Annotated in this window: 23 protein-coding genes; 12 read left to right on the forward strand and 11 right to left on the reverse strand. The window is 68.4% G+C overall.

Annotation, left to right across the window (positions count from 1 at the left end):
• Positions 1-137: 137 nt before the first annotated feature.
• The 9 genes from ABIC50_RS22230 (at position 138) to ABIC50_RS22270 (ending at position 9,988) form a co-directional block, all read left to right on the forward strand.
• A complete protein-coding gene (locus ABIC50_RS22230; RefSeq protein WP_175669729.1) occupies positions 138-2,975 on the forward strand; it encodes a DUF4118 domain-containing protein in 2,838 nt (945 codons plus the stop codon).
• Positions 2,968-3,666, forward strand: a complete 699-nt coding sequence (gene kdpE, locus ABIC50_RS22235; protein ID WP_354166842.1) for a two-component system response regulator KdpE — start codon at positions 2,968-2,970, stop codon at positions 3,664-3,666. Before ABIC50_RS22230 ends, kdpE begins: the two co-directional genes overlap by 8 nt.
• A gap of 199 nt (positions 3,667-3,865) precedes the next feature.
• Positions 3,866-4,150, forward strand: a complete 285-nt coding sequence (locus ABIC50_RS22240) for a putative hemolysin (protein WP_175660185.1) — start codon at positions 3,866-3,868, stop codon at positions 4,148-4,150.
• Between the two features lie 161 nt (positions 4,151-4,311).
• A complete protein-coding gene (gene sugE / locus ABIC50_RS22245; RefSeq protein WP_011657508.1) occupies positions 4,312-4,632 on the forward strand; it encodes a quaternary ammonium compound efflux SMR transporter SugE in 321 nt (106 codons plus the stop codon).
• 222 nt (positions 4,633-4,854) lie between these two features.
• The gene (locus ABIC50_RS22250; RefSeq protein ID WP_012364337.1) at positions 4,855-5,472 is read left to right on the forward strand and encodes a DUF4126 domain-containing protein; all 618 of its coding nucleotides are present in this window, start codon (positions 4,855-4,857) and stop codon (positions 5,470-5,472) included.
• On the forward strand, positions 5,469-8,084 hold the full coding sequence (locus ABIC50_RS22255) for an ABC transporter permease (RefSeq protein ID WP_471685988.1): 2,616 nt from the start codon (positions 5,469-5,471) through the stop codon (positions 8,082-8,084). Before ABIC50_RS22250 ends, ABIC50_RS22255 begins: the two co-directional genes overlap by 4 nt.
• Positions 8,085-8,127: 43 nt before the next feature.
• The gene (locus ABIC50_RS22260; protein ID WP_105830715.1) at positions 8,128-8,538 is read left to right on the forward strand and encodes a group II truncated hemoglobin; all 411 of its coding nucleotides are present in this window, start codon (positions 8,128-8,130) and stop codon (positions 8,536-8,538) included.
• A 104-nt stretch (positions 8,539-8,642) separates the two neighbouring features.
• Positions 8,643-9,374 carry an alanyl-tRNA editing protein gene (locus ABIC50_RS22265; RefSeq protein WP_175656585.1) on the forward strand — a complete coding sequence of 244 codons (732 nt, stop codon included), beginning with the start codon at positions 8,643-8,645 and terminating at the stop codon, positions 9,372-9,374.
• Positions 9,371-9,988: a DUF924 family protein gene (locus tag ABIC50_RS22270; RefSeq protein ID WP_354166844.1), complete on the forward strand. Its 618-nt coding sequence runs from the start codon at positions 9,371-9,373 to the stop codon at positions 9,986-9,988. The genes ABIC50_RS22265 and ABIC50_RS22270 overlap by 4 nt, the downstream gene beginning before the upstream one ends.
• 78 nt (positions 9,989-10,066) lie before the next feature.
• Here ABIC50_RS22270 and ABIC50_RS22275 read toward each other — a convergent pair whose 3' ends face one another.
• The 11 genes from ABIC50_RS22275 to ABIC50_RS22325 form a co-directional block, all read right to left on the reverse strand.
• Entirely contained in the window at positions 10,067-11,965 is a 1,899-nt protein-coding gene (locus ABIC50_RS22275; RefSeq protein ID WP_354166846.1) for an ArnT family glycosyltransferase, read from the reverse strand.
• Positions 11,966-12,193: 228 nt separating this feature from the next.
• Entirely contained in the window at positions 12,194-12,955 is a 762-nt protein-coding gene (locus ABIC50_RS22280) for an SDR family oxidoreductase (RefSeq protein WP_175664990.1), read from the reverse strand.
• 22 nt (positions 12,956-12,977) lie between these two features.
• Positions 12,978-13,562, reverse strand: coding sequence for an LOG family protein (locus ABIC50_RS22285; RefSeq protein ID WP_011657501.1), 585 nt, complete (start codon positions 13,560-13,562; stop codon positions 12,978-12,980).
• Complete coding sequence (locus tag ABIC50_RS22290) at positions 13,559-14,314, reverse strand: TetR/AcrR family transcriptional regulator (RefSeq protein WP_011657500.1); 756 nt, start codon at positions 14,312-14,314, stop codon at positions 13,559-13,561. Before ABIC50_RS22290 ends, ABIC50_RS22285 begins: the two co-directional genes overlap by 4 nt.
• A gap of 193 nt (positions 14,315-14,507) precedes the next feature.
• On the reverse strand, positions 14,508-15,044 hold the full coding sequence (locus ABIC50_RS22295) for a diacylglycerol kinase (RefSeq protein ID WP_105830709.1): 537 nt from the start codon (positions 15,042-15,044) through the stop codon (positions 14,508-14,510).
• Positions 15,041-16,075: a glycosyltransferase family 4 protein gene (locus ABIC50_RS22300; protein ID WP_126228234.1), complete on the reverse strand. Its 1,035-nt coding sequence runs from the start codon at positions 16,073-16,075 to the stop codon at positions 15,041-15,043. Before ABIC50_RS22300 ends, ABIC50_RS22295 begins: the two co-directional genes overlap by 4 nt.
• A gap of 29 nt (positions 16,076-16,104) precedes the next feature.
• Positions 16,105-17,043 (reverse strand): UDP-2,3-diacylglucosamine diphosphatase, encoded by a 939-nt coding sequence (locus ABIC50_RS22305; protein ID WP_041491224.1) that lies wholly within the window; start codon positions 17,041-17,043, stop codon positions 16,105-16,107.
• Between the two features lie 241 nt (positions 17,044-17,284).
• Entirely contained in the window at positions 17,285-17,794 is a 510-nt protein-coding gene (locus tag ABIC50_RS22310) for an RDD family protein (protein ID WP_165751784.1), read from the reverse strand.
• 6 nt (positions 17,795-17,800) lie between these two features.
• Positions 17,801-18,565 carry a DUF3106 domain-containing protein gene (locus ABIC50_RS22315; RefSeq protein WP_105830706.1) on the reverse strand — a complete coding sequence of 255 codons (765 nt, stop codon included), beginning with the start codon at positions 18,563-18,565 and terminating at the stop codon, positions 17,801-17,803.
• 26 nt (positions 18,566-18,591) lie between these two features.
• A complete protein-coding gene (locus ABIC50_RS22320) occupies positions 18,592-19,032 on the reverse strand; it encodes a DUF3619 family protein (RefSeq protein WP_126228231.1) in 441 nt (146 codons plus the stop codon).
• Positions 19,029-19,592 carry an RNA polymerase sigma factor gene (locus ABIC50_RS22325; RefSeq protein WP_011657493.1) on the reverse strand — a complete coding sequence of 188 codons (564 nt, stop codon included), beginning with the start codon at positions 19,590-19,592 and terminating at the stop codon, positions 19,029-19,031. Before ABIC50_RS22325 ends, ABIC50_RS22320 begins: the two co-directional genes overlap by 4 nt.
• 354 nt (positions 19,593-19,946) lie before the next feature.
• Here ABIC50_RS22325 and ABIC50_RS22330 point away from each other — a divergent pair, with 354 nt between their 5' ends.
• From ABIC50_RS22330 to ilvC, 3 genes are all read left to right on the forward strand, one after another.
• Positions 19,947-21,710: an acetolactate synthase 3 catalytic subunit gene (locus ABIC50_RS22330; protein WP_006750444.1), complete on the forward strand. Its 1,764-nt coding sequence runs from the start codon at positions 19,947-19,949 to the stop codon at positions 21,708-21,710.
• A 112-nt stretch (positions 21,711-21,822) separates the two neighbouring features.
• Positions 21,823-22,314, forward strand: a complete 492-nt coding sequence (gene ilvN, locus ABIC50_RS22335) for an acetolactate synthase small subunit (RefSeq protein ID WP_006750445.1) — start codon at positions 21,823-21,825, stop codon at positions 22,312-22,314.
• 96 nt (positions 22,315-22,410) lie between these two features.
• The gene (gene ilvC, locus ABIC50_RS22340) at positions 22,411-23,427 is read left to right on the forward strand and encodes a ketol-acid reductoisomerase (protein ID WP_006750446.1); all 1,017 of its coding nucleotides are present in this window, start codon (positions 22,411-22,413) and stop codon (positions 23,425-23,427) included.
• Positions 23,428-23,499 lie beyond the last annotated feature (72 nt).

Genomic DNA, 23,499 nt, shown 5'->3' on the forward strand with positions numbered 1-23,499 from the left:
GCGGGTTTCCCGGCGCGGCTTGCGGCGCGCCGGGTCCGATTTTTCCGACGGCGCTTGCGCCGTCTTTGCCTTTTGCGGCGATTTGGAACAACAATGCCGATACTCGCGCGCCATCCGGCGCTTCGCCTTCGTCACGCATGAACCGCCCCGATCCCGACCAACTCCTCGACAAGCTGCAGCGCGACGAAGAAAAGCAGCGGCGCGGCCAGCTGAAGATCTTCTTCGGCGCGTCCGCGGGCGTCGGCAAGACCTACGCGATGCTGCAGGCCGCGCGCCAGCGGCTGCAGGACGGCGTCGACGTCGTCGTCGGCATCGTCGAGACCCACGGCCGCGGCGAGACCGCCGCGCTGCTCGACGGCCTCGACGTGCTGCCGCTCGCGCGCATCGAGTATCGCGGCCGCACGCTCGCCGAATTCGATCTCGACGGCGCGCTCGCGCGCGCGCCGCAACTGATCCTCGTCGACGAGCTCGCGCATTCGAACGTGCAGGGCGCGCGTCACCTGAAGCGCTGGCAGGACGTCTACGAACTGCTCGATGCGGGCATCGACGTGTACACCACCGTCAACGTCCAGCACCTCGAAAGCCTGAACGACGTGGTCGGCGCGATCACCGGCATTCGCGTATGGGAGACCGTGCCCGACCGCGTGTTCGACGCGGCCGACGAGGTCACGCTGGTCGACCTGCCGGCCGAGGAGCTGCTCGAGCGGATGCGCGACGGCAAGGTGTATCTCGCGCAGCAGGCCGAGCGCGCGGTGCGCAACTTCTTCCGCAAGGGCAACCTGATCGCGCTGCGCGAACTGGCGCTGCGGCGCACGGCCGACCGCGTCGACGCGCAGATGCGCGAGTACCGCGCCGACCGTTCGATCCAGCGCATCTGGCAGGCGCGCGAGCGGTTGCTCGTGTGCGTCGGGCCCGGCCCCGAGGCGCCCACGCTGGTGCGCGCGGCCGCGCGGCTCGCCGCGAGCGTGAGGGCCGACTGGATCGCCGTGTACGTCGAGACGCCGAGGCTGCAGCGGCTGCCCGACGCGCGGCGGCAGCGCACGCTCGATGCGCTGAAGCTCGCGGCCGAGCTCGGCGCGGAGACGGCCACGCTCGCCGGCGACGACGCGGTTGCCGCGCTGATCGGCTATGCGAAGGTGCGCAACGTGTCGAAGATCGTCGCGGGCGGCTCGTCGAAGGTCGGGCTCGCGCGCCGCTTCGCGCGGCCGTTCGGCGAAAAGCTCGCCGAACGCGCGGGCGACGTCGACCTGATGCTGATCCGCGCGTCGGCGAGCGACGAAGTGCGCGCGGTGCCGCTCGACGCGGGCGCACGCGACTGGCGCGATGCGTTTGCGCACCTCGGCACGCGTCGTTCGCCGCTGCAACACTACCTGTACGCCGCCGCGATCTGCGCGGCGATCACCGGTGTCGCGAGCGTCGTGTCCGCGCGGCTCGACCTGACGAACCTCGTGATGCTGTACCTGCTCGGCGTCGTGTTCTCGGCCGTGCGGCTCGGGCGCGGCCCGGGCGTGCTGCAGTCGTTCCTGTCGGTCGCGGCGTTCGACTTCTTCTTCGTGCCGCCGCGCATGTCGTTCTCGGTCAGCGACACGCAATACCTGCTGACCTTCTTCGGGATGCTGCTCACGTCGCTCGTGATCAGCCACCTGACGTCGACGCTGACGCGCCAGGCGAGCATCGCGCAGCGCCGCGAGCGCCGGACCGGTGCGATCTACGCGATGGCGCGCGAACTCGGCGCGGCGCTGACGACCGAGCAGATCGTCGAGATCGGCAGCCGCCACGTGGGCGAGGTGTTCCGCGCGCGCGTCGCGTTCCTGCTGCCCGACAGCGCGGACCAGGTGCGGCAGAAGATCGAGGAGCCGGACGCGGTCGTCACGCTGACGGGCGCGGATCTCGACTGCGACGTCGGCCAGTGGGTGTACGACCAGCAGAAGCCGGCCGGGCGCGGCACCGACACGCTACCCGCGACCACCGCGCTGTATCTGCCGCTGAAGGCGCCGATGCGCACGCGCGGCGTGCTCGCGGTGGCGTCGCGCGATCCGCGCGAGCTCGAGGTGCCCGAGCAGCTGCGCATGCTCGATGCGTTCGCCGCGCAGATCGCGCTCGCGCTCGAACGCGTGCACTACGTCGAGATCGCGCGCGATGCGCTCGTCAACATGGAGTCCGAGCGGCTGCGCAACTCGCTGCTGTCGGCGATCTCGCACGACCTGCGCACGCCGCTCACGACGATCGTCGGCTTTTCGTCGATGCTCGCGAACGCGCGCGCGGCCGCGCCGCACACGCCGGCGGCCGAACGCTCCGCGCAGCGCGAAGGCGAACTCGTCGACGCGATTCACGACGAGGCGCTGCGGATGACGGGCATCGTCACGAACCTGCTCGACATGGCGCGGCTGCAGGCCGGCAGCGTGCAGCTCAAGCGCGAGTGGTCGCTGCTCGAGGAAACCGTCGGCGCCGCGCTCGCCGCGTGCAAGCGCGTGCTCGCTCAGCATCCCGCGCGCGTGTCGCTGCCGGCCGACCTGCCGCTGCTGCAGATGGACGCGGTGCTGATGGAGCGGCTGTTCACCAACCTGTTCGAGAACGCGGCGAAGTACACGCCGGCCGACACGCCGATCGACATCGGCGCGGAGCGCGTGACCGACGATGGACACCCGTTCGTGCGCGTGCACGTCGACGATCACGGCCCGGGCTTGCCGAGCGGGATGGAAACGCGCATCTTCGACAAGTTCACGCGCGGCGAGAAGGAATCGGCGACGCCGGGCATCGGGCTCGGCCTCGCGATCTGCCGCGCGATCGTCGAGGCGCACGGCGGTAGAATCGGCGCGCTCAACCGGACCGGGCCCGACGGCCGCGTGACGGGGGCGCGCTTCTGGTTCACGCTGCCGGTCGACACGCCGCCGGCCGTGCCTGCCGTACCCGACGACGACCTCGACGTGCCCGGCGCATCGTCACCCTCCGAGCCCTTGCCAGACCATGAGTGAACCGAGCCTGACCGTCGTCCTGATCGAGGACGAAAAACAGATCCGCCGTTTCGTGCGCGCCGCGCTCGAGGAGGAGGACATCGCCGTGTTCGGGGCGGAGACGGGCAAGCAGGGGCTGATCGACGCGGCGACCCGCAAGCCCGATCTCGTGATCGTCGACCTCGGCCTGCCCGATACCGACGGCCTCGACGTGATCCGCGAGCTGCGCGGCTGGTCGGAAGTGCCGGTGATCGTGCTGTCCGCGCGCACGCAGGAAGACGAGAAGGTCGCCGCGCTCGACGCGGGCGCCGACGACTACCTGACCAAGCCGTTCGGCGTGTCCGAACTGCGCGCGCGGATCCGCGCGCAACTGCGCCGGCGCAACCAGGGCGGCGCGAACGAATCGCCGAAGGTCAGCTTCGGCGGCGTGAGCGTCGATCTCGCGATGCGCCAGGTGTGGCGCGACGGCGAGATCGTGCACCTGACGCCGCTCGAGTACCGGCTCCTCGCGACACTCGTGCGGCACGCGGGACGCGTGCTCACGCATCGCCAGCTGCTGCGCGACGTGTGGGGCCCGTCGCATGTCGAGAGCCACCACTATCTGCGCATCTACATGGCGCACCTGCGCCAGAAACTCGAGCGCGATCCCGCGCAGCCCGAGCACATCGTCACCGAGACGGGTGTCGGCTACCGGCTCGTCGGCGCGGCGTGATTGCTGCATCATGCGGCGCGATGCGTGTCGCGTGATGCCCGCCGCCTGATGCCCGCCGCCTGATGCGGCCGGAATGCAAGGCTGCGCGCCGGTGAAGTTGCGTCGGCGCGACATCGCCTCGGCATGCGCCGGCCGCGCACACCGGCCATGCATTCCCCGCTATGCTGACCGTTACGCGAACGAAACCGAGGAGGGTGCAATGTCCGTCCGTCTGGTCGTCATGTGTGCGCTGGCGCTTGCCGCATCCGGCGCATTCGCGCAGCCGCTGCCGCCCGGGCAGCAGCCTTCGGCGCCGCAAGCGGCGCTTGCCAATCCCGCGTCGGTCAACTGCGTGAAGCTCGGCGGCCGCCACATGATCCGCAACCTGCCGAGCGGTCAGGTCGGGATGTGCGTGTTCAAGGACGGCCGCGTGTGCGACGAATGGGCGCTGTACCGCGACGACCGCTGCGTCGGCGGCGGCGGCGCCAAGCGCGCGGCGAACTGAACGCGGCGCGGCCGCCGCGGCCGGACCCTGCTCCGGCCCGATTCGCAATGTGGGCATCCTGCATACCTGTAAGCCTCTTGTTATACTCGGCGCCGCCCGGGGACGACCCCGGGTCATTCGATTCAACGGGGACGGCCCCATCCGAGACGGAGTAGGTCGAGATGGCGTGGGTATTGTTGTTGATCGCCGGTTTGCTGGAAGTGGCCTGGGCGGCCGGCATGAAATCGTCAGAGGGTTTCACGAAGCTCTGGCCGTCGGTGTTTACGATCGTCACGTCGCTCGCCAGCTTCGGGCTGCTCGCGGTCGCGATGCGCCAGCTGCCGCTCGGCACCGCGTATGCGGTGTGGACGGGGATCGGCGCGGTCGGCGCGTTCATATTCGGGATTGTCATGATGGGCGAGGCGCTGACCGTCGCCCGCGTCGCGAGCGCGTCGCTGATCGTGCTCGGGCTGGTCGGCCTGAAACTGTCGTCGTCCGCCTGATACCGACCTGCCGGGCGCCGGCCGGCGCCCGCGCCCGGCCGTGACGCAGCGCGGAATTGCGTCGGCCCTCCTGACAGCCTGTCTATAATGGAACGCATTCGGGCCTGAATGCCGTTGCGCCGTTCGCGGCAGGCGGGGCCGGTCGCCACGCGCCGCGCGGCCGGTCATACCGACTCGATCCGATCAATCGGCAAATCGCACGGCACGTGCAAGGAGAGGGCCATGATCGAAGCCATTTCGCTCGGCGCGGGGCTCGCGTGGGCGAGCGGGCTGCGCCTTTACCTGACGGTTCTGATCGCCGGCGTGCTCGCGCGGGTCGGCTGGCTTCATCTGCCCGATACGCTCGCGGTCCTCACGTCGCCGTGGGTCATCGGCGCCGCCGCCGTGCTCGCCGTCACCGAATTCCTTGCCGACAAGATCCCCGCGTTCGATTCCCTGTGGGACGCCGTGCACACGTTCATCCGCATTCCGGCCGGCGCCGTGCTGGCCGCCGGTGCGCTCGGCCATGCCGACCCGACCGTGCTTGCGGTCGCCGGGCTGGCCGGCGGTTCGCTCGCCGGCGCCGCGCACGTCGCGAAGGCCGGTACGCGCGCGCTCATCAATCTCTCTCCGGAACCGATCTCCAACTGGGTCGCGTCGTCCACCGAGGACGGCCTCGTGTTCGGCGGCCTCGCGCTCGCGTTCTTCGTTCCCCTTGCGTTCCTCGTGCTGCTCGCCGCGTTCATCGCCGCGTCGGCGTGGGCGCTGCCGCGTCTGTGGCGCGGCGTGTCCGGCGGGTTCCGCGGGATGGCGAACCACATGGTGACGCGGCTCAACTCGATCGGGGGCAAGCGCGATTGAAGGCGCCGTCACCCGCCGAGCAGCAGCACGCTGACCCTTCGCCGGCCGGGCGGCCCGGCCATGCCGGCCGCTTCGGCTGGCACGACCTGATCCATCAGGCCGCGCGGATGACCGCACGCGACTGGCGCGCCGGCGAGCTGACGCTGCTCGTGCTCGCGCTGGTGCTTGCGGTCGCGGCGCTCACGAGCGTCGGTTTTCTCGCCGACCGGCTGCGCCAGGGGCTCGAGCGCGATGCGCGCCAGATGCTCGGCGCCGATTTCGTCGTGCGTGCCGACCATCCCGTCGATCCGTCGTTCGATCGCGAGGCGCGCGCACTCGGGCTGCGCACCGCGACGACCGCCATCTTCCCGAGCATGATCGCGTCAGCCGCCGGCGGTCACGCGAGCGGCGCGGCACCCGCGCGCCTCGCGGCCGTGAAGGCCGTGTCGCCCGGCTATCCGCTGCGCGGCGCGGTCGAGATCGTGCCGGCCGGCGCGAGCGCCGCGCACAAGGCAACCACGATTCCCGCGCCCGGCACCGTGTGGGCCGATCCCGCGCTGCTCGATGCGTTGCATCTGAAGGCGGGCGACACCGTGCGCGTCGGGCTGCGCACGTTCACGGTCGCCGCGTCGATTTCCCGCGAGCTCGATCGCGGCTTCTCGTTCGTCAATTTCTCGCCGCGGCTGATGATGCGCGCGGACGAACTCGCCGCGACCGGGCTCACGGGCTACGGCAGCCGCGTCACGTACCGGCTGCTGATTGCCGGCGACACGCCGGCCGTCGCGCGCTTCGAGGCCTACGCGCACGGGCGCGTCGACGGCGGCAAGCTGCGCGGCGTCGGCCTCGAATCGCTGCAGGAAGGTCAGCCGCAGGTGCGCCAGACGCTCGATCGCGCGCGCCATTTCCTGACGCTCGTCGCGCTGCTGACCGCGCTGCTCGCGGCGGTCGCGATCGCGATGGCCGCGCAGCGCTACATGCGGCGCCATCTCGACGGCTGCGCGACGATGCGCTGCCTCGGCGTGAGCCGCCGCACGCTCGGCGCGCTGTTCGCGCTCGAATTCGCCGGGATCGGCATCGTCTCGGGCATCGCGGGCGCGCTGCTCGGCTACGGCGGCCACTGGGCGCTGCTGGCCGCGCTCGGTGGCCTGATCGAGGTCGCGCTGCCGCCGCCGACCCTCTGGCCCGCGCTCGTCGGGGTGGGCGCCGCGCTCGTGCTGCTGCTCGGCTTCGCGCTGCCGCCGCTCGCGCCGCTCACGCGCGTGCCGCCGGTGCGCGTGCTGCGGCGCGACTGGGGCGACGCGTCGCGTATCGCGTGGGCCGCGTATGCGATCGGCGTCGTGCTGTTCGCGGGGCTGCTGATCGTCGCGGCGGGCAACCTGAAGCTCGGGCTGATCGTCGCGGGCGGGTTTGCCGGCGCGTTGGTCGGTTTCTCGCTGATCGCGCGGCTCGTGCTGTACGCGGCGGCGCGCGCGGTGCGCAATGCGCGCGTGGCCGCGGGCATCGGCTGGCGCTACGCGCTCGCGTCGCTGCACCGGCGCGGCACCGCGAGTGCGCTGCAGATCACCGCGCTCGCGCTCGGCCTGATGTGCCTGCTGCTGATCGCGATCACGCGCAACGACCTCGTCGCCGGCTGGCGGCAGTCGACGCCGCCCGATGCGCCGAACCAGTTCCTGATCGACATCCAGCCCGACCAGCGCGACGACGTCGCGGCGTGGCTCGCCGCGCACGGCGTGCGCGACGCGGTGCCCGCGCCGATGGTGCGCGGCCGGCTCGTCGCGATCAACGGCAAGCCGGTGAACCCGGACGCGTATCCGTCGGACGAGGCGCGCCGGCTCGTCGACCGCGAATTCAACCTGTCGTATACGACCGAGCTTCCGTCCGACAACCGGATCGTCGCGGGCGACTGGTTCGGCCATTCGGCCAGGCCGGAGATCTCGATCGAGGACGGGCTCGCGAAGATCCTGAACGTGAAGCCGGGCGACACGCTGCGCTTCGACGTGACGGGGCTGACGGTCGATGCGCCGGTCACCAGCGTGCGCAAGCTCGACTGGGGCTCGTTCCGCGTCAATTTCTTCGTGCTGATGCCGCCGCCCGTGCTGAAGGATTTCCCGGCCGTCTACCTGACGAGCTTCCACCTGCCGGCCGAGCAGGCGGCGCTGCTCGATCCGCTGATCGCGCGCTACCCGAACCTCACCGCGATCGACGTCGCGCCGATCCTCGCGCAGCTGCAGCGGATGATGCTGCAGGTGGTCGGCGCGGTGCAGTTCCTGTTCGGGTTCACGCTCGCGGCCGGCGTGCTCGTGCTGTACACGGCGCTCGCCGGCTCGCGCGACGAGCGTGTGCACGAGGCCGCGCTGCTACGCGCGCTCGGCGCGTCGCGCGCGCAGGTCAATGCGGTGCAGCGCGCGGAATTCATCGTCGTCGGCGCGCTCGCCGGCGCGCTGGCGTCGGCGGGCGCGATCGCGGTCGGCTGGGTGCTCGCATCGCGCGTGTTCGACTTCCAGCTCGCCGTCGATCCGTGGCTCGTGCCGGCCGGCATCGCGGCCGGCGTCGCGTGCGCCGGTGCGGCCGGCTGGCTGAGCCTGCATAATGTGTTGCGGCGCCCCGCGCTGCAGTCGCTGCGCGACGCGTGAGCGTCGCCGGCGGCCCCGAATATCCCGTTTCCGATTATCCGTAATGACCGATGTGAATGATGATGCGCCGTCGCAGCCGACGGCGTTCGAGCTCGTGGGCGGCGAAGGCCGCGTGCGCGAGATGGTGGACCGTTTCTACGACCTGATGGACCTCGAGCCCGAGTTCGCGGAGATTCGCGCGTTGCATCCGGCGTCGCTCGACGGCTCGCGCGACAAGCTGTTCTGGTTCCTGTGCGGCTGGCTCGGCGGCCCCGACCACTACATCAGCCGGTTCGGCCACCCGCGCTTGCGCGCACGGCACCTGCCGTTCCCGATCGCGTCGGTCGAGCGCGACCAGTGGCTGCGCTGCATGGCGTGGGCGATGGAGGACACCGGCTTGCCCGAGCCGCTGCGCGAGCGGCTCATGCATTCGTTCTACGACACGGCCGACTGGATGCGCAACCGGCCCGGTTGATCGACCGGTACGCCGCTGTCCGGACGCCGGACGATCTGCGTCTGGGCGCCGCTCCGGTGCGGCGCGACACTGACCGTTTCCCCGCTCGATACGAGGTTCCCCCGATGACGACCCAGGCCCTGTTTCGCGAGGATGCCTATCTGACGCAATGCGACGCCGTCGTCGCGGCCGTCGGCGATGACGGCATCCGGCTCGATCGCACGGTGTTCTATCCGCTCGGCGGCGGGCAGGCCGGCGACACCGGCATGCTGACGCTGCCCGACGGCGGCACGATCGCGATCGCCGACACGCGCAAGGCGAAGTTCGACGGCGCAACCCCCGACGACGCCGTGCACGTGCCCGCGCCGGGCCAGGAAGCGCGCGTCGCGGCGCTCGCGCCCGGCGCGCGCGTGGTCGCGGGCATCGACTGGCAGCGCCGCTACCGGCACATGCGGCTGCATACGGCCGCGCACCTGATGTGCGCGGTGCTGCCGTACCCGGTCGACGGCTGCAGCGTGACGGCCGACTACGTGCGGCTCGATTTCGCGACGTCCGACGCGATCGACCGCGCCGACGTCGAGCGCCGTCTCGCGGAGCTGGTCGGCGGCGCGCATGCGGTCACGACCGAATGGATCACCGACGCGGAGATGACCGAGCGGCCCGAGCTCGTGCGCACGATGAGCGTGAAGCCGCCCATGGGGCTGGGCCGCGTGCGGCTGCTGCGCATCGCCGGCGTCGACCTGCAGCCGTGCGGCGGCACGCACGTGCGCAACACGTCGGAAATCGGCGATCTGCGGGTCGCCAAACTTGAAAAGAAGAGCGCGCGCACACGCCGCGTCGTACTGGAGTTTGCATGACGATCGACAACCTGACCGACACCGCCGCGGCGCTCGATCCGCAAGCACGCGAGATTCTCGATTTCTGGTTCGGCGAGCCGGGTTCCGCCGAGTTCGGCCACGCGCGCAAGGTGTGGTTCAACGGCGGCGCGGCGTTCGACGACGTGCTGCGCACGCGCTACGGCGCGTTGCTCGACGCCGCGTGCGACGGCGCGTGCGATCACTGGGCCGCCACGCCGCTTGGCGCGCTCGCGCTGATCGTGGTCCTCGACCAGTTCTCGCGCAACATTCATCGTGGCACGCCGCGCGCATTCGCCGCCGATCCGAAGGCATTGGCGCTCGCCCGGCGCGTCGTCGCGGCCGGGTGGGACGCGCAACTGCCGAGCGGCCATCACCGCGCGTTTGCGTACCTGCCGTTCGAACATGACGAGTCGCATGAGAGCCAGCGCGAGGCCGTGCGGCTGTGCGCGGGCATTCGCGACGAAGCCGAGTGCGAGAGCTATCACGACTTCGCGCTGCGCCATGCGGCGGTGGTCGAGCGCTTCGGGCGGTTCCCGCACCGGAACGCGATTCTCGGTCGCGCGTCGACCGACGAAGAGGCGGCCTTCCTGCGCGAGCCCGGTTCGTCGTTTTGACGTGCGCAGCGGTGGCGCGCGGGGCGTGACGCCAGCCGGGAATCACGACTGCGGCGCCGTTGCGGCGCCGCGTTACCATCACGGCGTGTCGTGTGCTTCAGGCGTGCGCACGTAGACGCGCAGCAGTTCCGCGTTGTCGCCCGGGCGCGCGCCGCTCCAGAACAGTTTCCATTCGCTGCCCGGCGCCGGATCGACGGCCCGGACGCCCTGGACGATCATCCACGTGCAGCGCGTCGTCTTCGCGTCGTCGATCGGCGTGTGCTGGATCCCGGAGAAGTAGTACAGCATCGGCGCTTCCGACTCGCCGAGCCCGTGCAGGCTTGCCATGCAGTCGTCGTCGCGCCATTCGAGCGCGAGATGCGCGTCCAGGTCGTCGAATACCGACCGGTAGCTCTTCGCGACGTCGAGCCACGGCAGCAGCAGCGTATACACGAGGCCCCACGCCACCAGCGCGCCCGCGCCCCACGACAGCGCGCCGCGCCACGGGCCGGTCGTGCGCAGCTTCGGCAGCAGCGACAGCCAGCCGACGGTCAGCACCAGTGCGCCGATCACGAACCCCGGCACGATCGGCATCGTCCAGTCGAGCGGCAGCCAGCGGCCGAGCGGGGCGAGGCTCGCCCGCGATGCGCGCGGATCGGCCATCACCGCCCAGATCACCCACGCGAGCGCGACGGCGCTACCGAACAGCAGGCGGCTCAGGTAATCCCACGCGAGATGCAGCCCGCGCGGCAGGCGTTCGATCGCCTGCGCGGCGATCAGCGCGAGCGGCGCGAAGAACGGCAGGATATAGAGCTGGCGCGAGGTCGCGGACACTTGCAGCACCGCGAGGCCGATGCCGGCGAACAGCACGGGCAGCGCGACGCGCGGCGCGTGCCAGTCACGCCATGCGCCGCGCGCCAGCGCGACGATCGCGAGCGGTGCGACCGGGAAGCCGACGAGCAGGAACGCACGCAGGATGAAGAACGGCTTGTCGTTTTCCGCGCCGAGCTCCGGCACGGAGAAGCCGAAGAAGCGGCCGACGTTGTTGTCCCAGAACCAGGTCATGAACAGCGTCTCGGAGCGCACGAACAGCGCGATCGGCCAGATCAGCGCGAACGGTGCGAACACGAGCGCGGCGACCGCGAGCGAGCGCGCGAACGCGCGCGTGCGGCAGGCCGGGTAGAGCACCAGCGCGCCCATGAGCGTGGCGGCGAACACGAGCGGCACGAACAGCCCCTTCGCCATCAGCGCGATGCCGACGCCCGCGCCGAACATCGGCGCGGCCCAGCGGCCCGATGGCTGCATCGGCAGCGCATGCCGCATCTGCTGCGCGCGCGCGACGTGCTGCATCACGAGCTCGAGCAGGCCGCAGAAGGCCATTGCCGTGCCGGCGAACAGCGCGACGTCCGTCATCATGTCGTGCACGTGCTTGATGACGACGAGCGTGCCCGCGCTCAGCACGACGGGGCCGATCACGCGCAGGTCGAGCCAGCGGTGGGCGCCGCTGGCACTGCGTGCCGCGCGCGCGATGAAGCCGAACGCAAGCGCGGCGAACAGCGCGCTCGCGAGCCGTGCCGCGTCGTGCAGCGGCATCACGCGCTGCAGCAGCCACGCGAGGCTCGTCGCGACCCACGCGTAGAGCGGCGGCTTTTCCATGAAGGGCAGGCCGGCGTTGGTCGGCACGACGAAGTCGCCCGTCTCGAGCATGTGCTGGATGATGCCGAACGTATAGGTTTCGTCCTGCTTCCACGGATCGTGGCCGAGCACGCCCGGCAGCGTATACGCGCAGACCAGCGCGGCGACCAGCAACCACACGCGCCAGCCGAGCCGCAGCACGCGATCGCCGGGGCCCTTCGTCGCGGTGGCGCCTGCCACGGCGGGCGTGCCGGCGGCATTGAGCGTCGCGTTGGGGGCGGGATCGGCGGCTGATCGGGCGTGCGTGGCCGAAGCGGGCACGGAGGACGTGCGTCGCCGGCCGGGTGCTGCGGTTCCGGGCATGGAAAAGATCTCGGTCGGGTCAAGCCGGTCCGGCGACATGGGCCGGAACCAATAAGGGGCGCATCAAGGCGAGAAAGACAGCCGGAGGACCGACCGTTTTCAGGCTTGGCGCTAGTAGAGCATGGAAGTGTTACGAATGTTTACTGAAATGGTCACGATATTGTGGAGATTTGTGGTGTCGTGACCAGAAGAATGTTCAGTCGGCGCGTTGGGGCGCCTGCGGGGCGATTATCGTCCGCCGCCGATGTCGAGCAGCGCGCCCGTCGTGTATGACGCCGCGTCGCCGAGCAGCCAGACGATCGCCTCGGCGATCTCCTGTGCTTCGCCCGCACGGCCGAGCGGCGTCTGCGCGCCGAGGCGCGCGGCGCGGCCCGGCTGGCCGCCGCTGGCATGGATTTCGGTCTCGATCAGCCCCGGGCGCACTGCGTTGACGCGCACGCCGTGCGGGCCGAGTTCCTTCGCCAGGCCGATCGTCAGCGAATCGACCGCGCCTTTCGAGCCCGCGTAGTCGACGTATTCGTTCGGCGAACCGAGCCGGGACGCGATCGACGACACGTTGACGATCGCGCCGCCGCGCCCGCCGCGGTCGGTGGACAGCCGGCGTGCGGCTTCACGCGCGCACAGGTAGGCGCCGAGCACGTTGGTGTCGAACATCCGCCGCAGCCGGTCGGCCGGCATGTCGGCGAGCGGCATCGACGGCGCGACGATCCCCGCATTGTTGACGAGCGCGTCGAGGCGGCCGAACGCCGCCGTGACGGCGTCGAACATCGCGATGACGTCCGCCTCGTTCGCGACGTCGCCGGCGACGACGCACGCGCGTGCGCCGGCGTCGCGAACGGCTTGCGCGGTGAGTTCGGCCGCCGCCGCGTCGCGCGCATAGTTGATGCCGACGTCCCAGCCGCGCTTGGCCGCGAGCACGGCGGTCGCGCGTCCGATGCCGCGGCTCGCGCCGGTGATCAGGACGGCCTTGCGATCGGACAGTGCGGGCATCGCGCGTGGCTCTCCGTAAGCGTTACTTGGCCGCGTCGTCCGACGCCCACTTGTCGCGGACGGGCGGCTGGTAGCGGCGCAGCTGATCGATCAGCGCGACCGGTTCGGCATCGATGCACAGCGCGTCGAAGTAGGTCGGACGCATGAAGCCTTCGTCGACCGTATGGCGCAGCAGCGCGATCAGCGGATCGTAGAACGAATCGATGTTGTACAGCGCGACGGGCTTACGGTGATAGCCGAGCTGCGCCCACGTATAGACCTCGAACAGTTCCTCGAGCGTGCCGGCGCCGCCGGGCATCGCGACGAACGCGTCGGCAAGGTCGGCCATCATCTTCTTGCGGTGGTGCATGTCGGGCACGACGTGCAGCTCCGACAGCCCGGTATGACCGACTTCCTTGTCGACGAGCAGCTCGGGGATCACGCCGACCGCACGGCCGCCGGCCGCCATCACTTCATCGGCGATCACGCCCATCAGGCCCACACGGCCGCCGCCGTAGACGAGCGTCAGGTCCGCATCGACGAGCGCGCGGCCGAACGCGCGCGCGGCGTCCGCATAGACGGGCCGCACGCCGGACGACGAGCCGCAGTAAACGCACACTGCCTTCATTGTTTCGTATCCTTCGCGGCGGGTCTGGCGGTGACCGGGCTGCCGGCGGGGCGCGGCGAACCGTCGCGCGGCGGCAGGTAGTCGGTGAACTGGCGCTTGGGCAGCTTGCCGGAGACGAGATCGTCGAACAGCTGGCGCGAACGGCCGCGCAGGTACGGGGCCATCACCGAGATCACATGCATGCTCACCTGGTGCAGCTCTTCGCGGATCGCGTCCTGATCGTTGTACTTGCGCGGATGCATCACGTATTGATACGACAGCCAGTACGTCGAGATCACGGCCATGTTGGTGGCGATGACTTCGATCTCGGCCGGCGTCGCGACCATTTCGGCGTCCGACACGAGCAGTTCGCACATGTCGTGCGCGAAGCGCACCTTGTGGCTGATGATCTGCTTGAAGTGCGTCTCGAGCGTGCGGTTGCGCGCGAGCAGGTCGTTGAGGTCGCGATACAGGAACCGGTAGGTCCACATGAAGTCGGCCATGTACTGCAGGTACGACCAGGTTTCGTCGATCGTCGGACGGTGATCTTCGGGGAAGCGCAGCCGCCGTTCGATCTGCTGCTCGAACTGCGCGAAGATGCTGTTGATGATGTCGTCCTTGTTGCGGAAATGGTAGTACAGGTTGCCTGGACTGATTTCCATTTCCTCGGCGATCGTCGTGGTCGTGACGTTCGGCTCGCCGATCTCGTTGAAGAGTTTCAACGACAACTCGAGAATCCGTTCGCGGGTGCGGCGGGGAGGTTTCGCTTCCATGTCGTCCGGCCCTGTGTGTGCCGGACTGGCGGGCGCTGCAATCGATGCTGCGAGATTCGTCCGGCGCGGGTTGCTGTTCTAAGTCTAGCGGACGATTATAAACCGCTGTTTCCTGCCAACGGCGCATTTCGTGATCGCCGCGCGTTCCCGCCGCATGGTGCACCGCCGCACGGCGGTGCTGCCGCGGATGCCGCTAGAAGCCGAGCCAGCGCGCGACGACCGGGCCGAGCACGAAGCCCCACGTCGTCACGCACGCGAACAGCGCGACCGTGACCGCCGCGCTGCCCAAGTCCTTCGCGCGCTTCGACAGTTCGTGGCGCTCGAGCGAGATGCGATCGATCGCGGCCTCGACGCTCGAGTTCAGCAGCTCGACGATCAGCACGAGCAGCACCGACGCGATCAGCAGCGCGCGCGACGCGGCCGGGACCGGTGAGAACGCACCGATCGGCAGCAGCAGCGCGGCGAGCGTGAGCTCCTGGCGAAAAGCGCTCTCCTCGCGGATCGCGACGCGAAACCCGTTCAGCGAATGCTTGAGCGCGTACCACGCGCGCGTGATGCCGCGGTGGCGCTTGTACGGGTTCGGCGGCAGCGGCGCCAGGCGATCGTCGGGGCCGAGCGGTTCGTGCGTGTGCACGTCCGCATCGGCGTGCGGCTCTTCTTCATCGAACGGATGATGCAGTTGCGCTGTCGCGGCAGCGTCGGGGGTCTTGTCGTTCAGGTCTCGTTTCAAACGGCGGCACCTTCGGCGGGCGAGTACGCGGTCTTTGGCAGCGGCTTCAGATGCGATGCGAACTGCTCGGACGCCGCGCGCCACGAGAAGCGCTCGGCCCACGCGCGGGCAGTGTCGCGTTCGATCTTCAGCGCCTCGAGGCAGGCTTCCTGCAGGTCTTCGTGCATCGCGCCGGCAGCGCCCCCGCCGAGCACGTCGATCGGGCCCGTCACGGGGTAAGCGGCGACCGGCGTGCCGCACGCGAGCGCCTCCAGCAGCACGAGGCCGAACGTGTCGGTGCGACTCGGGAATACGAACACGTCGGCCGCAGCATACACCTTGGCGAGCTCGGCTTGCGACAGTACGCCGAGATAGTTCGCTTCCGGATAGCGCGATTTCAGCTCGGCGAGCGCCGGGCCTTCGCCCGCGACCCACTTCGAGCCGGGCAGGTCGAGACGCAGGAACGCCTCCACATTCTTCTCGATCGCGACGCGGCCCACGTACAGGAAGATCGGCCGCGCGGTGTTGAGCACCTTCGACTCCATCGGCCGGAAGATGTCGAGATCGACGCCGCGCGTCCACAGCACGACGTTCGTGAATCCGAACTTCTCGAGATCCTGCTTCACGACCGGGGTCGGCGCCATCACCGCGAGCGACGGCCCGTGGAACCAGTGCAGGAACTTGTAGGTCGCCGACAGCGGGATGCCGAAGCGCGCCTGCACGTATTCCGGAAAGCGCGTGTGATACGCGGTCGTGTACGGCAGCTTGCGCGAGCGTGCATAGCGTCGCGCAGCGAGGCCGAGCGGGCCTTCGGTCGCGATGTGCAGCGCGTCGGGTGCGAACGCATCGATGCGGGCGCGCAGCTTGCGGTACGGCAGGATCGACAGGCGGATCTCGGGGTAGGTCGGGCAGGGCACCGTGCGGAATTCCAGCGGCGTCAGCATTTCGACCCGGTGGCCGAGCGCGGTGAGTTCGCGGGAGGTGCTCTTGAGCGTGCGCACGACGCCGTTGACCTGCGGTTCCCATGCATCGGTGACGATCATGATCTTCATCGCGGCTGTGTCCTGTAAGTGGAGTTGTGTCAGGCGGTGGCCTTGGCCTTGCGCGACGGGGCTGCGGACGGCGCGGTGCGCATCGCCGTCCAGTAGACGATCTTCAGTTCGCCTTCCATCGTTTCGACGAGGGCGGACAGGCTCTCGACCCAGTCGCCGTCGTTGCAGTACAGCACGCCGTCGATGTCGCGGATCTCGGCCTTGTGGATGTGCCCGCACACGACGCCGTCGCAGCCGCGGCGGCGCGCTTCGTCGGTCATCACGGTCTCGAACTGCGAGATGAAATTGACCGCGTTCTTCACCTGGTGCTTCAGGTACTGCGACAGCGACCAGTACTGGAAGCCGAGCCGGCTGCGGATCCGGTTGAACCAGCGGTTCAGCACGAGGATCAGCGTGTAGAGCGTGTCGCCGAGATACGCGAGCCATTTCGCGTGCTGGATCACGCCATCGAACAGGTCGCCGTGCACGATCCACAGACGCTTGCCCGCGAGCGTCGTGTGAAACGCCTCGCCGCGTACCTGGATGTCGCCGAACGCGAGGTCGCAGAACTGCCGCGCGCCTTCGTCGTGGTTGCCCGGGATGTACACCACCTGCGTGCCCTTGCGCGCCTTGCGCAGGACCTTCTGCACCACGTCGTTGTGCGCCTGCGGCCAGTACCAGCCCTTCTTCAGCTGCCAGCCATCGATGATGTCGCCGACGAGGTACAGGTACTCCGAATCGTTGTGGCGCAGGAAGTCGAGCAGGTACGGCGCCTGACAGCCGCTGGAGCCGAGATGGATGTCGGACAGCCAGATCGTGCGGTAACGATGCGCGGACGGTTCGGGGTCGTCGTGCTGCGTCGCGTGCGCGGTCGGCGGCTCGTGCGCCGAAAGAGCATCGGTTGCGGCCGAGCCGGACACGAAGGCGGTGACGGCGCGGGCGCCGAGCGGTTGACGGAACAGGGAGGTCGCGGACGTTTTCTGGCCCATGCATGACTCGCGCCGATTGACATTACCGGCATTGCGCCATGTGGGCGTGACCATGCCGTGACAGTCACGAGACGTTCTTATTACTGTCGTCGCGGCGTGTTTAGCAGTGAATGGGGCGGGGTTGTGTAACCTGCCGAACCGACGGGCTGTCGCTATCGGGCAAGCCGCGCGGGGCGGCGCTCCGGGCGGTTTCGACGGATTTCGTCTGACGGATGCGCGAACCGCGCGGGGCGTCAGCGCGTCAGCGCGGAATCGCGACGACGCGCGTGCGCGCGAGGCGGTCGTGCGGGAACTGGCGATCGGCGTGCAGGCGGGCCGCGCCGGCCCACGCGACGATCCACGCGGCGGCGAGCGCGAGCGTGACGGGCACCGACAGGCCGAGCAGCGGATGCAGCGCGAGCGGCGGCAGGAACCACAGCCAGCCGAGCGCATAGCGGACGAGCGCATGCGCGGCGCTCAGCGGCCGGCCGCTCGATGATTCGAGCCGCAGCCGCCAGGTCTTCATCGGCAGTGTCTGGCCGCCGTGAGTCCAGAACCAGACGAAATACGCGCCGACGACGAGCGCGATCCACGCGGCGAGGAGGTCGTGATGGACGAGCCCGTTGCGCTGCTGCATCGCGAGGCTGAACGCGAGGCCCGCGAAGAACACGACGCCGAACAGCAGCACGGCCTCGTACAGCATCGCCGCGAGGCGCCGCCGCACGGACGGCGCGGCGATGGCCGGGGCTTGGGGTGCGGGGGCGCTCGCCACGGCCGATCAGGAACCCTTGAACATCGACGGCGCGTCGGCCGGCGACACCGGCGTGACGACGGCCGGTGCGGGTGCAGGCGCGGTACCGGAGGTGGAGGACGCCGCGGGCGGCAAGCCGGCACTGGCCGATGCGGGCACCGGCACGGCGGCGACGTTGCTCGCCGGATGGTCGTGCGAATTGACGAGGCGGCGCACATCGCGGTCGGCGACGGTCGGCGGCGCGCTGACGACGCTCGGCCGACGGCGGCGCTCGGTCGCCGCGAGCCGTTGCTTCTGTTCTTCAGGCAATTGCTGATAGGCCTTCCACGCGCGCTCGCGCGCCTGCGCGGACAGCTCCTTCGCGCTCTGGTAATTCTCGCGTGCGACGCGCCGCTGCTCCGGCGTCATCCGCGCCCATTCGGACATTCGGTCCTGCAGGTGTTTTTGCTCATCCGGCGTCAATTTCGCGAAACGCGATGCGATCTTCAGCCATTTCCGCTTGCGCGCATCGCTGAAGCCGTCCCACTGATCGGCGAACGGCGCGAGCGCCGCATGTTGTGCGGGCGTGAGCCGCGCCCACGACAGCGGGCCGTTGGCGGCCGGCAGCGGCAGGGGCAGCGGGGCGAGTTCCGTGGACAGCGACGCGGCGGCCGAGGTCGGCGCGGGTGCGCTGCTGGCCGCGGCGGAGACCGTCGCGGGGGGCGGGTTGAATCGGGAGTAGGTGGCGACGTAGGAAACGGCGATCGCGATCACGCATCCGAAAAATACGGCCAGGCCGCGTTTCTGATTCACCCGTGCGATCCCCTCGTTATTGTCTGTTAGCGTGCGTGCGAAAGATACGCGTTGAACCCGTGATCGAGATACGCGTTGAGCGGCAGGTCGTCGCTGAGCATCGCCGCGTCGATGTCGGCGAGCTCGGCGGTGCGCTGCATGTCTTCCCAGTAGGCGATGCCGACGAGCCCCGCCAGCAGCAGCGCGAGCGGCCACGCGCGCAGCAGGCGGCGCGCGAGCGACGCGGACGGGCGGCCGGCCTGCGGATGGCTCGCGGGCGGCATGCCGTATGCGCCGGCCGCACCGGCGAAGGCGGGCACGAACACCGGCGCGCTCGCGGGTTCCGGCTTCTTGCGCGCGAGCGCGGCCCGGCGCGCGACGGCCAGACGGTCGGTGGTCGCGGCAGGCAGCGCCGCGGCACGTTCGTCCAGCGCGCGGCGGACCTTCAGCGCGAATTCGTATTCTCGATTTACGGGAGCGGAGCTCATAGCGTGATTCCTTTGGCCTTGAGCGCGTGTGCCAGGGTATGAGTGGCTCGCGAGCAGTGCGTCTTGACGCTGCCTTCGGAGCACCCCATTGCGGCGGCAGTCTCGGCGACATCCATATCTTCCCAATAACGCATCAGGAACGCTTCCCGTTGACGCGCCGGAAGTTTCTGGATTTCTTCGTCGATCAGGGCCAGAACCTGTTCCCGCTCGAGGCGGTGCTCCGTGCTCTCGACACCCGCATTGTCGTCCGCGGATTCGAGTGTTTCCAGCGGATCGAAGTCGTCGTCGTCCGTATTGTTGAGCGACGAGAAGAGCGTGACCCACGTATTGCGGACCTTCTGCCGGCGGAACCAGTCGTGGATGGCGTTCTGCAGGATCCGCTGGAACAGCAGCGGCAGCTCGGCCGCCGGCCGGTCGCCGTATTTCTCCGCCAGCTTGATCATCGCGTCCTGCACGATGTCGAGCGACGCATCGTCGTCGCGCACGGCGTAGGCAGCCTGCTTGAACGCGCGCCTTTCGACGCCCGCCAGAAAGTCGGCGAGTTCCTTGTCTGATGCCATTCCGTAAAGGTATGCGCTGCGGACTGCGGCGTGTGAAAAGGGTCGAAAAATTTCGTAAAACCCGCGGATGCTAACAAATTTTCGCGCGACTTGGCACCGGTTGCGGCGCGCCACGTTGTGCGCGAGCCGCGTCCGCGGGCCGCCGGGCGGCGGCCATGATGCGCTGCGGGATATTTTGCTTGACGGCCCAATCGTGACCGGCTATCGTCAGCGATTCGCAACATGAAGTGATGGTCTCATTTGAGGCTGGCCCAAGAAGCCCGCCCTTCAAACTGGACGCGCCGCTTGAACCCGAGCCACAAGCCCGGCAGAGAGCACCCGATCAATTTTTTGCCGAAAATTCGAAAGGTCAAAATGAACATGCCCAGCGCGGAATTCTCCACGTCGGAACCCCTTTCCCCTCCCGATAGCGACTCCATCGGCGCCACCGTGCTCATGAAGGCACTGGCCGACGAGAACGTCGAATTCATCTGGGGCTACCCCGGCGGCTCGGTACTCTACATCTACGACGAGCTTTACAAGCAGGACAAGATTCAGCACGTGCTGGTGCGCCACGAACAGGCGGCCGTGCACGCAGCCGATGCGTATGCGCGTTCCACCGGCAACGTCGGCGTCTGTCTCGTGACGTCCGGCCCCGGTGTCACCAATGCGGTGACCGGCATCGCGACGGCCTACATGGATTCGATCCCGATGGTCGTGATCAGCGGCCAGGTGCCGACTGCCGCGATTGGCCAGGACGCATTCCAGGAATGCGACACCGTCGGCATCACGCGTCCATGCGTGAAGCACAACTTCCTCGTGAAGGACGTGCGCGACCTCGCGGAAACCGTCAAGAAGGCGTTCTACATCGCCCGCACCGGCCGTCCGGGCCCGGTGCTGATCGACATCCCGAAAGACATCTCCAAGACGCCGTGCCAGTACGAGCCGGTCAAGAGCGTGTCGCTGCGCTCGTACAACCCCGTCACGAAAGGCCATTCGGGCCAGATCCGCAAGGCCGTGTCGTTGCTGCTGTCGGCAAAGCGTCCGTATATCTACACGGGCGGCGGCATCATCCTCGCCGATGCGGCGCGCGAACTGAACCAGTTCGCCGACCTGCTCGGCTACCCGGTCACGAACACGCTGATGGGCCTTGGCGGCTATCGCGCGTCGGACAAGAAATTCCTCGGCATGCTCGGCATGCACGGCACCTACGAAGCGAACATGGCGATGCAGCACTGTGACGTGCTGATCGCGATCGGCGCGCGCTTCGACGACCGCGTGATCGGCGACCCGGCGCACTTCGCGTCGCGTCCGCGCAAGATCATCCACATCGACATCGACCCGTCGTCGATCTCGAAGCGCGTGAAGGTCGACATCCCGATCGTCGGCGACGTGAAGGAAGTGCTGAAGGAGCTGATCGAGCAACTGCAGACGGCCGAGCATGGCCCCGATACCGACGCGCTCGCGCAATGGTGGAAGGACATCGAGGGCTGGCGGTCGAAGGACTGCCTGAAGTTCGACCGCGAAAGCGAGATCATCAAGCCGCAGTACGTGGTCGAGAAGGCGTGGGAGCTGACGGACGGCAACGCGTTCGTGTGCTCGGACGTCGGCCAGCACCAGATGTGGGCCGCTCAGTTCTACCGTTTCAACAAGCCGCGTCGCTGGATCAACTCCGGCGGCCTCGGCACGATGGGCTTCGGCCTGCCGGCAGCGATGGGCGTCAAGATGGCGCACCCGGACGACGACGTGCTGTGCATCACGGGCGAAGGCTCGATCCAGATGTGCATCCAGGAACTGTCGACCTGCCTGCAGTACGACACGCCCGTGAAGATCATTTCGCTGAACAACCGCTATCTCGGCATGGTCCGCCAGTGGCAGCAGATCGAATACAGCAAGCGCTATTCGCATTCGTACATGGATGCGCTGCCCGATTTCGTGAAGCTCGCCGAAGCGTACGGCCATGTCGGCATGCGGATCGAAAAGACCTCGGATGTGGAGCCGGCGCTGAAGGAAGCGCTGCGCCTGAAGGACCGCACCGTGTTTCTCGATTTCCAGACCGATCCGACCGAAAACGTCTGGCCGATGGTACAGGCCGGCAAGGGCATCACCGAGATGCTGCTCGGATCGGAAGATCTGTAACGGCGCGACGCGCGCGTGGGGCCGGAGCGGCCGCCTTCACGAAGGGCGGTGCGGCACCGGGCGGCGCGCGGCGCGAGTGAATCGACACGGACACATTCTGGAAGAAGCGAACATGAGACACATCATTTCCGTCCTGCTGGAGAACGAACCGGGCGCGCTGTCGCGCGTGGTCGGTCTGTTTTCCGCACGCGGCTACAACATCGAAACCTTGACGGTGGCGCCGACCGAAGACCAATCGCTGTCGCGGCTGACCATCGTTTCCATTGGCTCGGACGACGTGATCGAACAGATCACGAAGCATCTGAACCGCCTGATCGAGGTGGTGAAAGTGGTGGACCTGACCGACGGTGCACACATCGAACGCGAGCTGATGCTGATCAAGGTACGTGCAGTGGGCAAGGAGCGCGAAGAAATGAAGCGGATGTCGGACATTTTCCGCGGCCGCATCATCGACGTGACCGAAAAGACCTACACGATCGAATTGACGGGCGCGAGCGACAAGCTCGACGCATTCATCCAGGGGCTGGACGCCAGCGCGATCCTAGAGACCGTGCGTACCGGCAGCTCCGGCATCGGACGCGGCGAGCGCATCCTGAAGGTGTAATGCCGAAGAGGCACGCCGGGTGCGCCGTCATGTCCCGGCCCGCAGTACCCAATCCGAACGAATTGTTGAATTTTTGAATTAGCGAAGGAACCCATCATGAACGTTTTCTACGACAAAGACGCCGACCTCTCCCTCATCAAGGGCAAGCAAGTCACGATCATCGGCTACGGCTCGCAAGGCCATGCGCACGCACTGAACCTGAAGGACAGCGGCGTAAACGTGACGGTCGGCCTTCGCAAGGACGGCGCGTCGTGGAGCAAGGCCGAAAACGCAGGCCTGTCGGTCAAGGAAGTCGCCGAAGCGGTGAAGGGCGCGGACGTCGTCATGATGCTGCTGCCGGACGAGCAGATCGCCGACGTGTACGCGAAGGAAGTGCACGCGAACATCAAGCAGGGCGCGGCGCTGGCATTCGCGCACGGCTTCAACGTCCACTACGGCCAGGTGATCCCGCGTGCCGACCTCGACGTGATCATGATCGCGCCGAAGGCACCGGGCCACACCGTGCGCGGCACGTACTCGCAAGGTGGCGGCGTGCCGCACCTGATCGCGGTTGCGCAGAACAAGTCGGGCGCGGCACGCGACATCGCGCTGTCGTACGCGGCAGCGAACGGCGGCGGCCGTGCCGGCATCATCGAGACGAACTTCCGTGAAGAGACCGAAACCGACCTGTTCGGCGAGCAGGCCGTGCTGTGCGGCGGTACCGTCGAGCTGATCAAGGCAGGTTTCGAGACGCTGGTCGAAGCCGGCTATGCGCCGGAAATGGCGTACTTCGAGTGCCTGCACGAGCTGAAGCTGATCGTCGACCTGATCTACGAAGGCGGCATCGCGAACATGAACTACTCGATCTCGAACAACGCCGAGTACGGCGAGTACGTGACGGGCCCGCGCGTCGTCACGGAAGAGACGAAGAAGGCGATGAAGCAGTGCCTGACCGACATCCAGACGGGCGAGTACGCGAAGAGCTTCATCCTCGAGAACAAGGCAGGCGCCCCGACGCTGCAGTCGCGTCGCCGCCTGACGGCCGAGCACCAGATCGAGCAGGTCGGCGCAAAGCTGCGTGCGATGATGCCGTGGATCGCGAAGAACAAGCTCGTCGACCAGACGAAGAACTAAGCATTGCACGCCGTTCCGGCCCTTCGAGTGGAGGGTCGGCATCAAAAAGCCGCCCGAAGGCAGTAGTGCCCC

This window comes from Burkholderia sp. 567, from assembly GCF_040545115.1.
GTDB classification, from domain to species: Bacteria; Pseudomonadota; Gammaproteobacteria; order Burkholderiales; family Burkholderiaceae; genus Burkholderia; species Burkholderia ambifaria.

Excerpts from the sequence above, each read along its gene's own strand:
- ABIC50_RS22270 (WP_354166844.1), top strand. The coding sequence starts at position 9,371 with ATGACGATCGACAACCTGACCGACACCGCCGCGGCGCTCGATCCGCAA.
- ABIC50_RS22275 (WP_354166846.1), bottom strand. The coding sequence starts at position 11,965 with ATGCCCGGAACCGCAGCACCCGGCCGGCGACGCACGTCCTCCGTGCCC.
- ABIC50_RS22305 (WP_041491224.1), bottom strand. The coding sequence starts at position 17,043 with ATGGGCCAGAAAACGTCCGCGACCTCCCTGTTCCGTCAACCGCTCGGC.
- ABIC50_RS22240 (WP_175660185.1), top strand. The coding sequence starts at position 3,866 with ATGTCCGTCCGTCTGGTCGTCATGTGTGCGCTGGCGCTTGCCGCATCC.
- ABIC50_RS22265 (WP_175656585.1), top strand. The coding sequence starts at position 8,643 with ATGACGACCCAGGCCCTGTTTCGCGAGGATGCCTATCTGACGCAATGC.
- ABIC50_RS22250 (WP_012364337.1), top strand. The coding sequence starts at position 4,855 with ATGATCGAAGCCATTTCGCTCGGCGCGGGGCTCGCGTGGGCGAGCGGG.
- ilvN (WP_006750445.1), top strand. The coding sequence starts at position 21,823 with ATGAGACACATCATTTCCGTCCTGCTGGAGAACGAACCGGGCGCGCTG.
- ABIC50_RS22260 (WP_105830715.1), top strand. The coding sequence starts at position 8,128 with ATGACCGATGTGAATGATGATGCGCCGTCGCAGCCGACGGCGTTCGAG.
- sugE (WP_011657508.1), top strand. The coding sequence starts at position 4,312 with ATGGCGTGGGTATTGTTGTTGATCGCCGGTTTGCTGGAAGTGGCCTGG.
- ABIC50_RS22300 (WP_126228234.1), bottom strand. The coding sequence starts at position 16,075 with ATGAAGATCATGATCGTCACCGATGCATGGGAACCGCAGGTCAACGGC.
- ABIC50_RS22290 (WP_011657500.1), bottom strand. The coding sequence starts at position 14,314 with ATGGAAGCGAAACCTCCCCGCCGCACCCGCGAACGGATTCTCGAGTTG.
- ABIC50_RS22325 (WP_011657493.1), bottom strand. The coding sequence starts at position 19,592 with ATGGCATCAGACAAGGAACTCGCCGACTTTCTGGCGGGCGTCGAAAGG.
- kdpE (WP_354166842.1), top strand. The coding sequence starts at position 2,968 with ATGAGTGAACCGAGCCTGACCGTCGTCCTGATCGAGGACGAAAAACAG.
- ilvC (WP_006750446.1), top strand. The coding sequence starts at position 22,411 with ATGAACGTTTTCTACGACAAAGACGCCGACCTCTCCCTCATCAAGGGC.
- ABIC50_RS22285 (WP_011657501.1), bottom strand. The coding sequence starts at position 13,562 with ATGAAGGCAGTGTGCGTTTACTGCGGCTCGTCGTCCGGCGTGCGGCCC.
- ABIC50_RS22230 (WP_175669729.1), top strand. The coding sequence starts at position 138 with ATGAACCGCCCCGATCCCGACCAACTCCTCGACAAGCTGCAGCGCGAC.
- ABIC50_RS22330 (WP_006750444.1), top strand. The coding sequence starts at position 19,947 with ATGAACATGCCCAGCGCGGAATTCTCCACGTCGGAACCCCTTTCCCCT.
- ABIC50_RS22280 (WP_175664990.1), bottom strand. The coding sequence starts at position 12,955 with ATGCCCGCACTGTCCGATCGCAAGGCCGTCCTGATCACCGGCGCGAGC.
- ABIC50_RS22320 (WP_126228231.1), bottom strand. The coding sequence starts at position 19,032 with ATGAGCTCCGCTCCCGTAAATCGAGAATACGAATTCGCGCTGAAGGTC.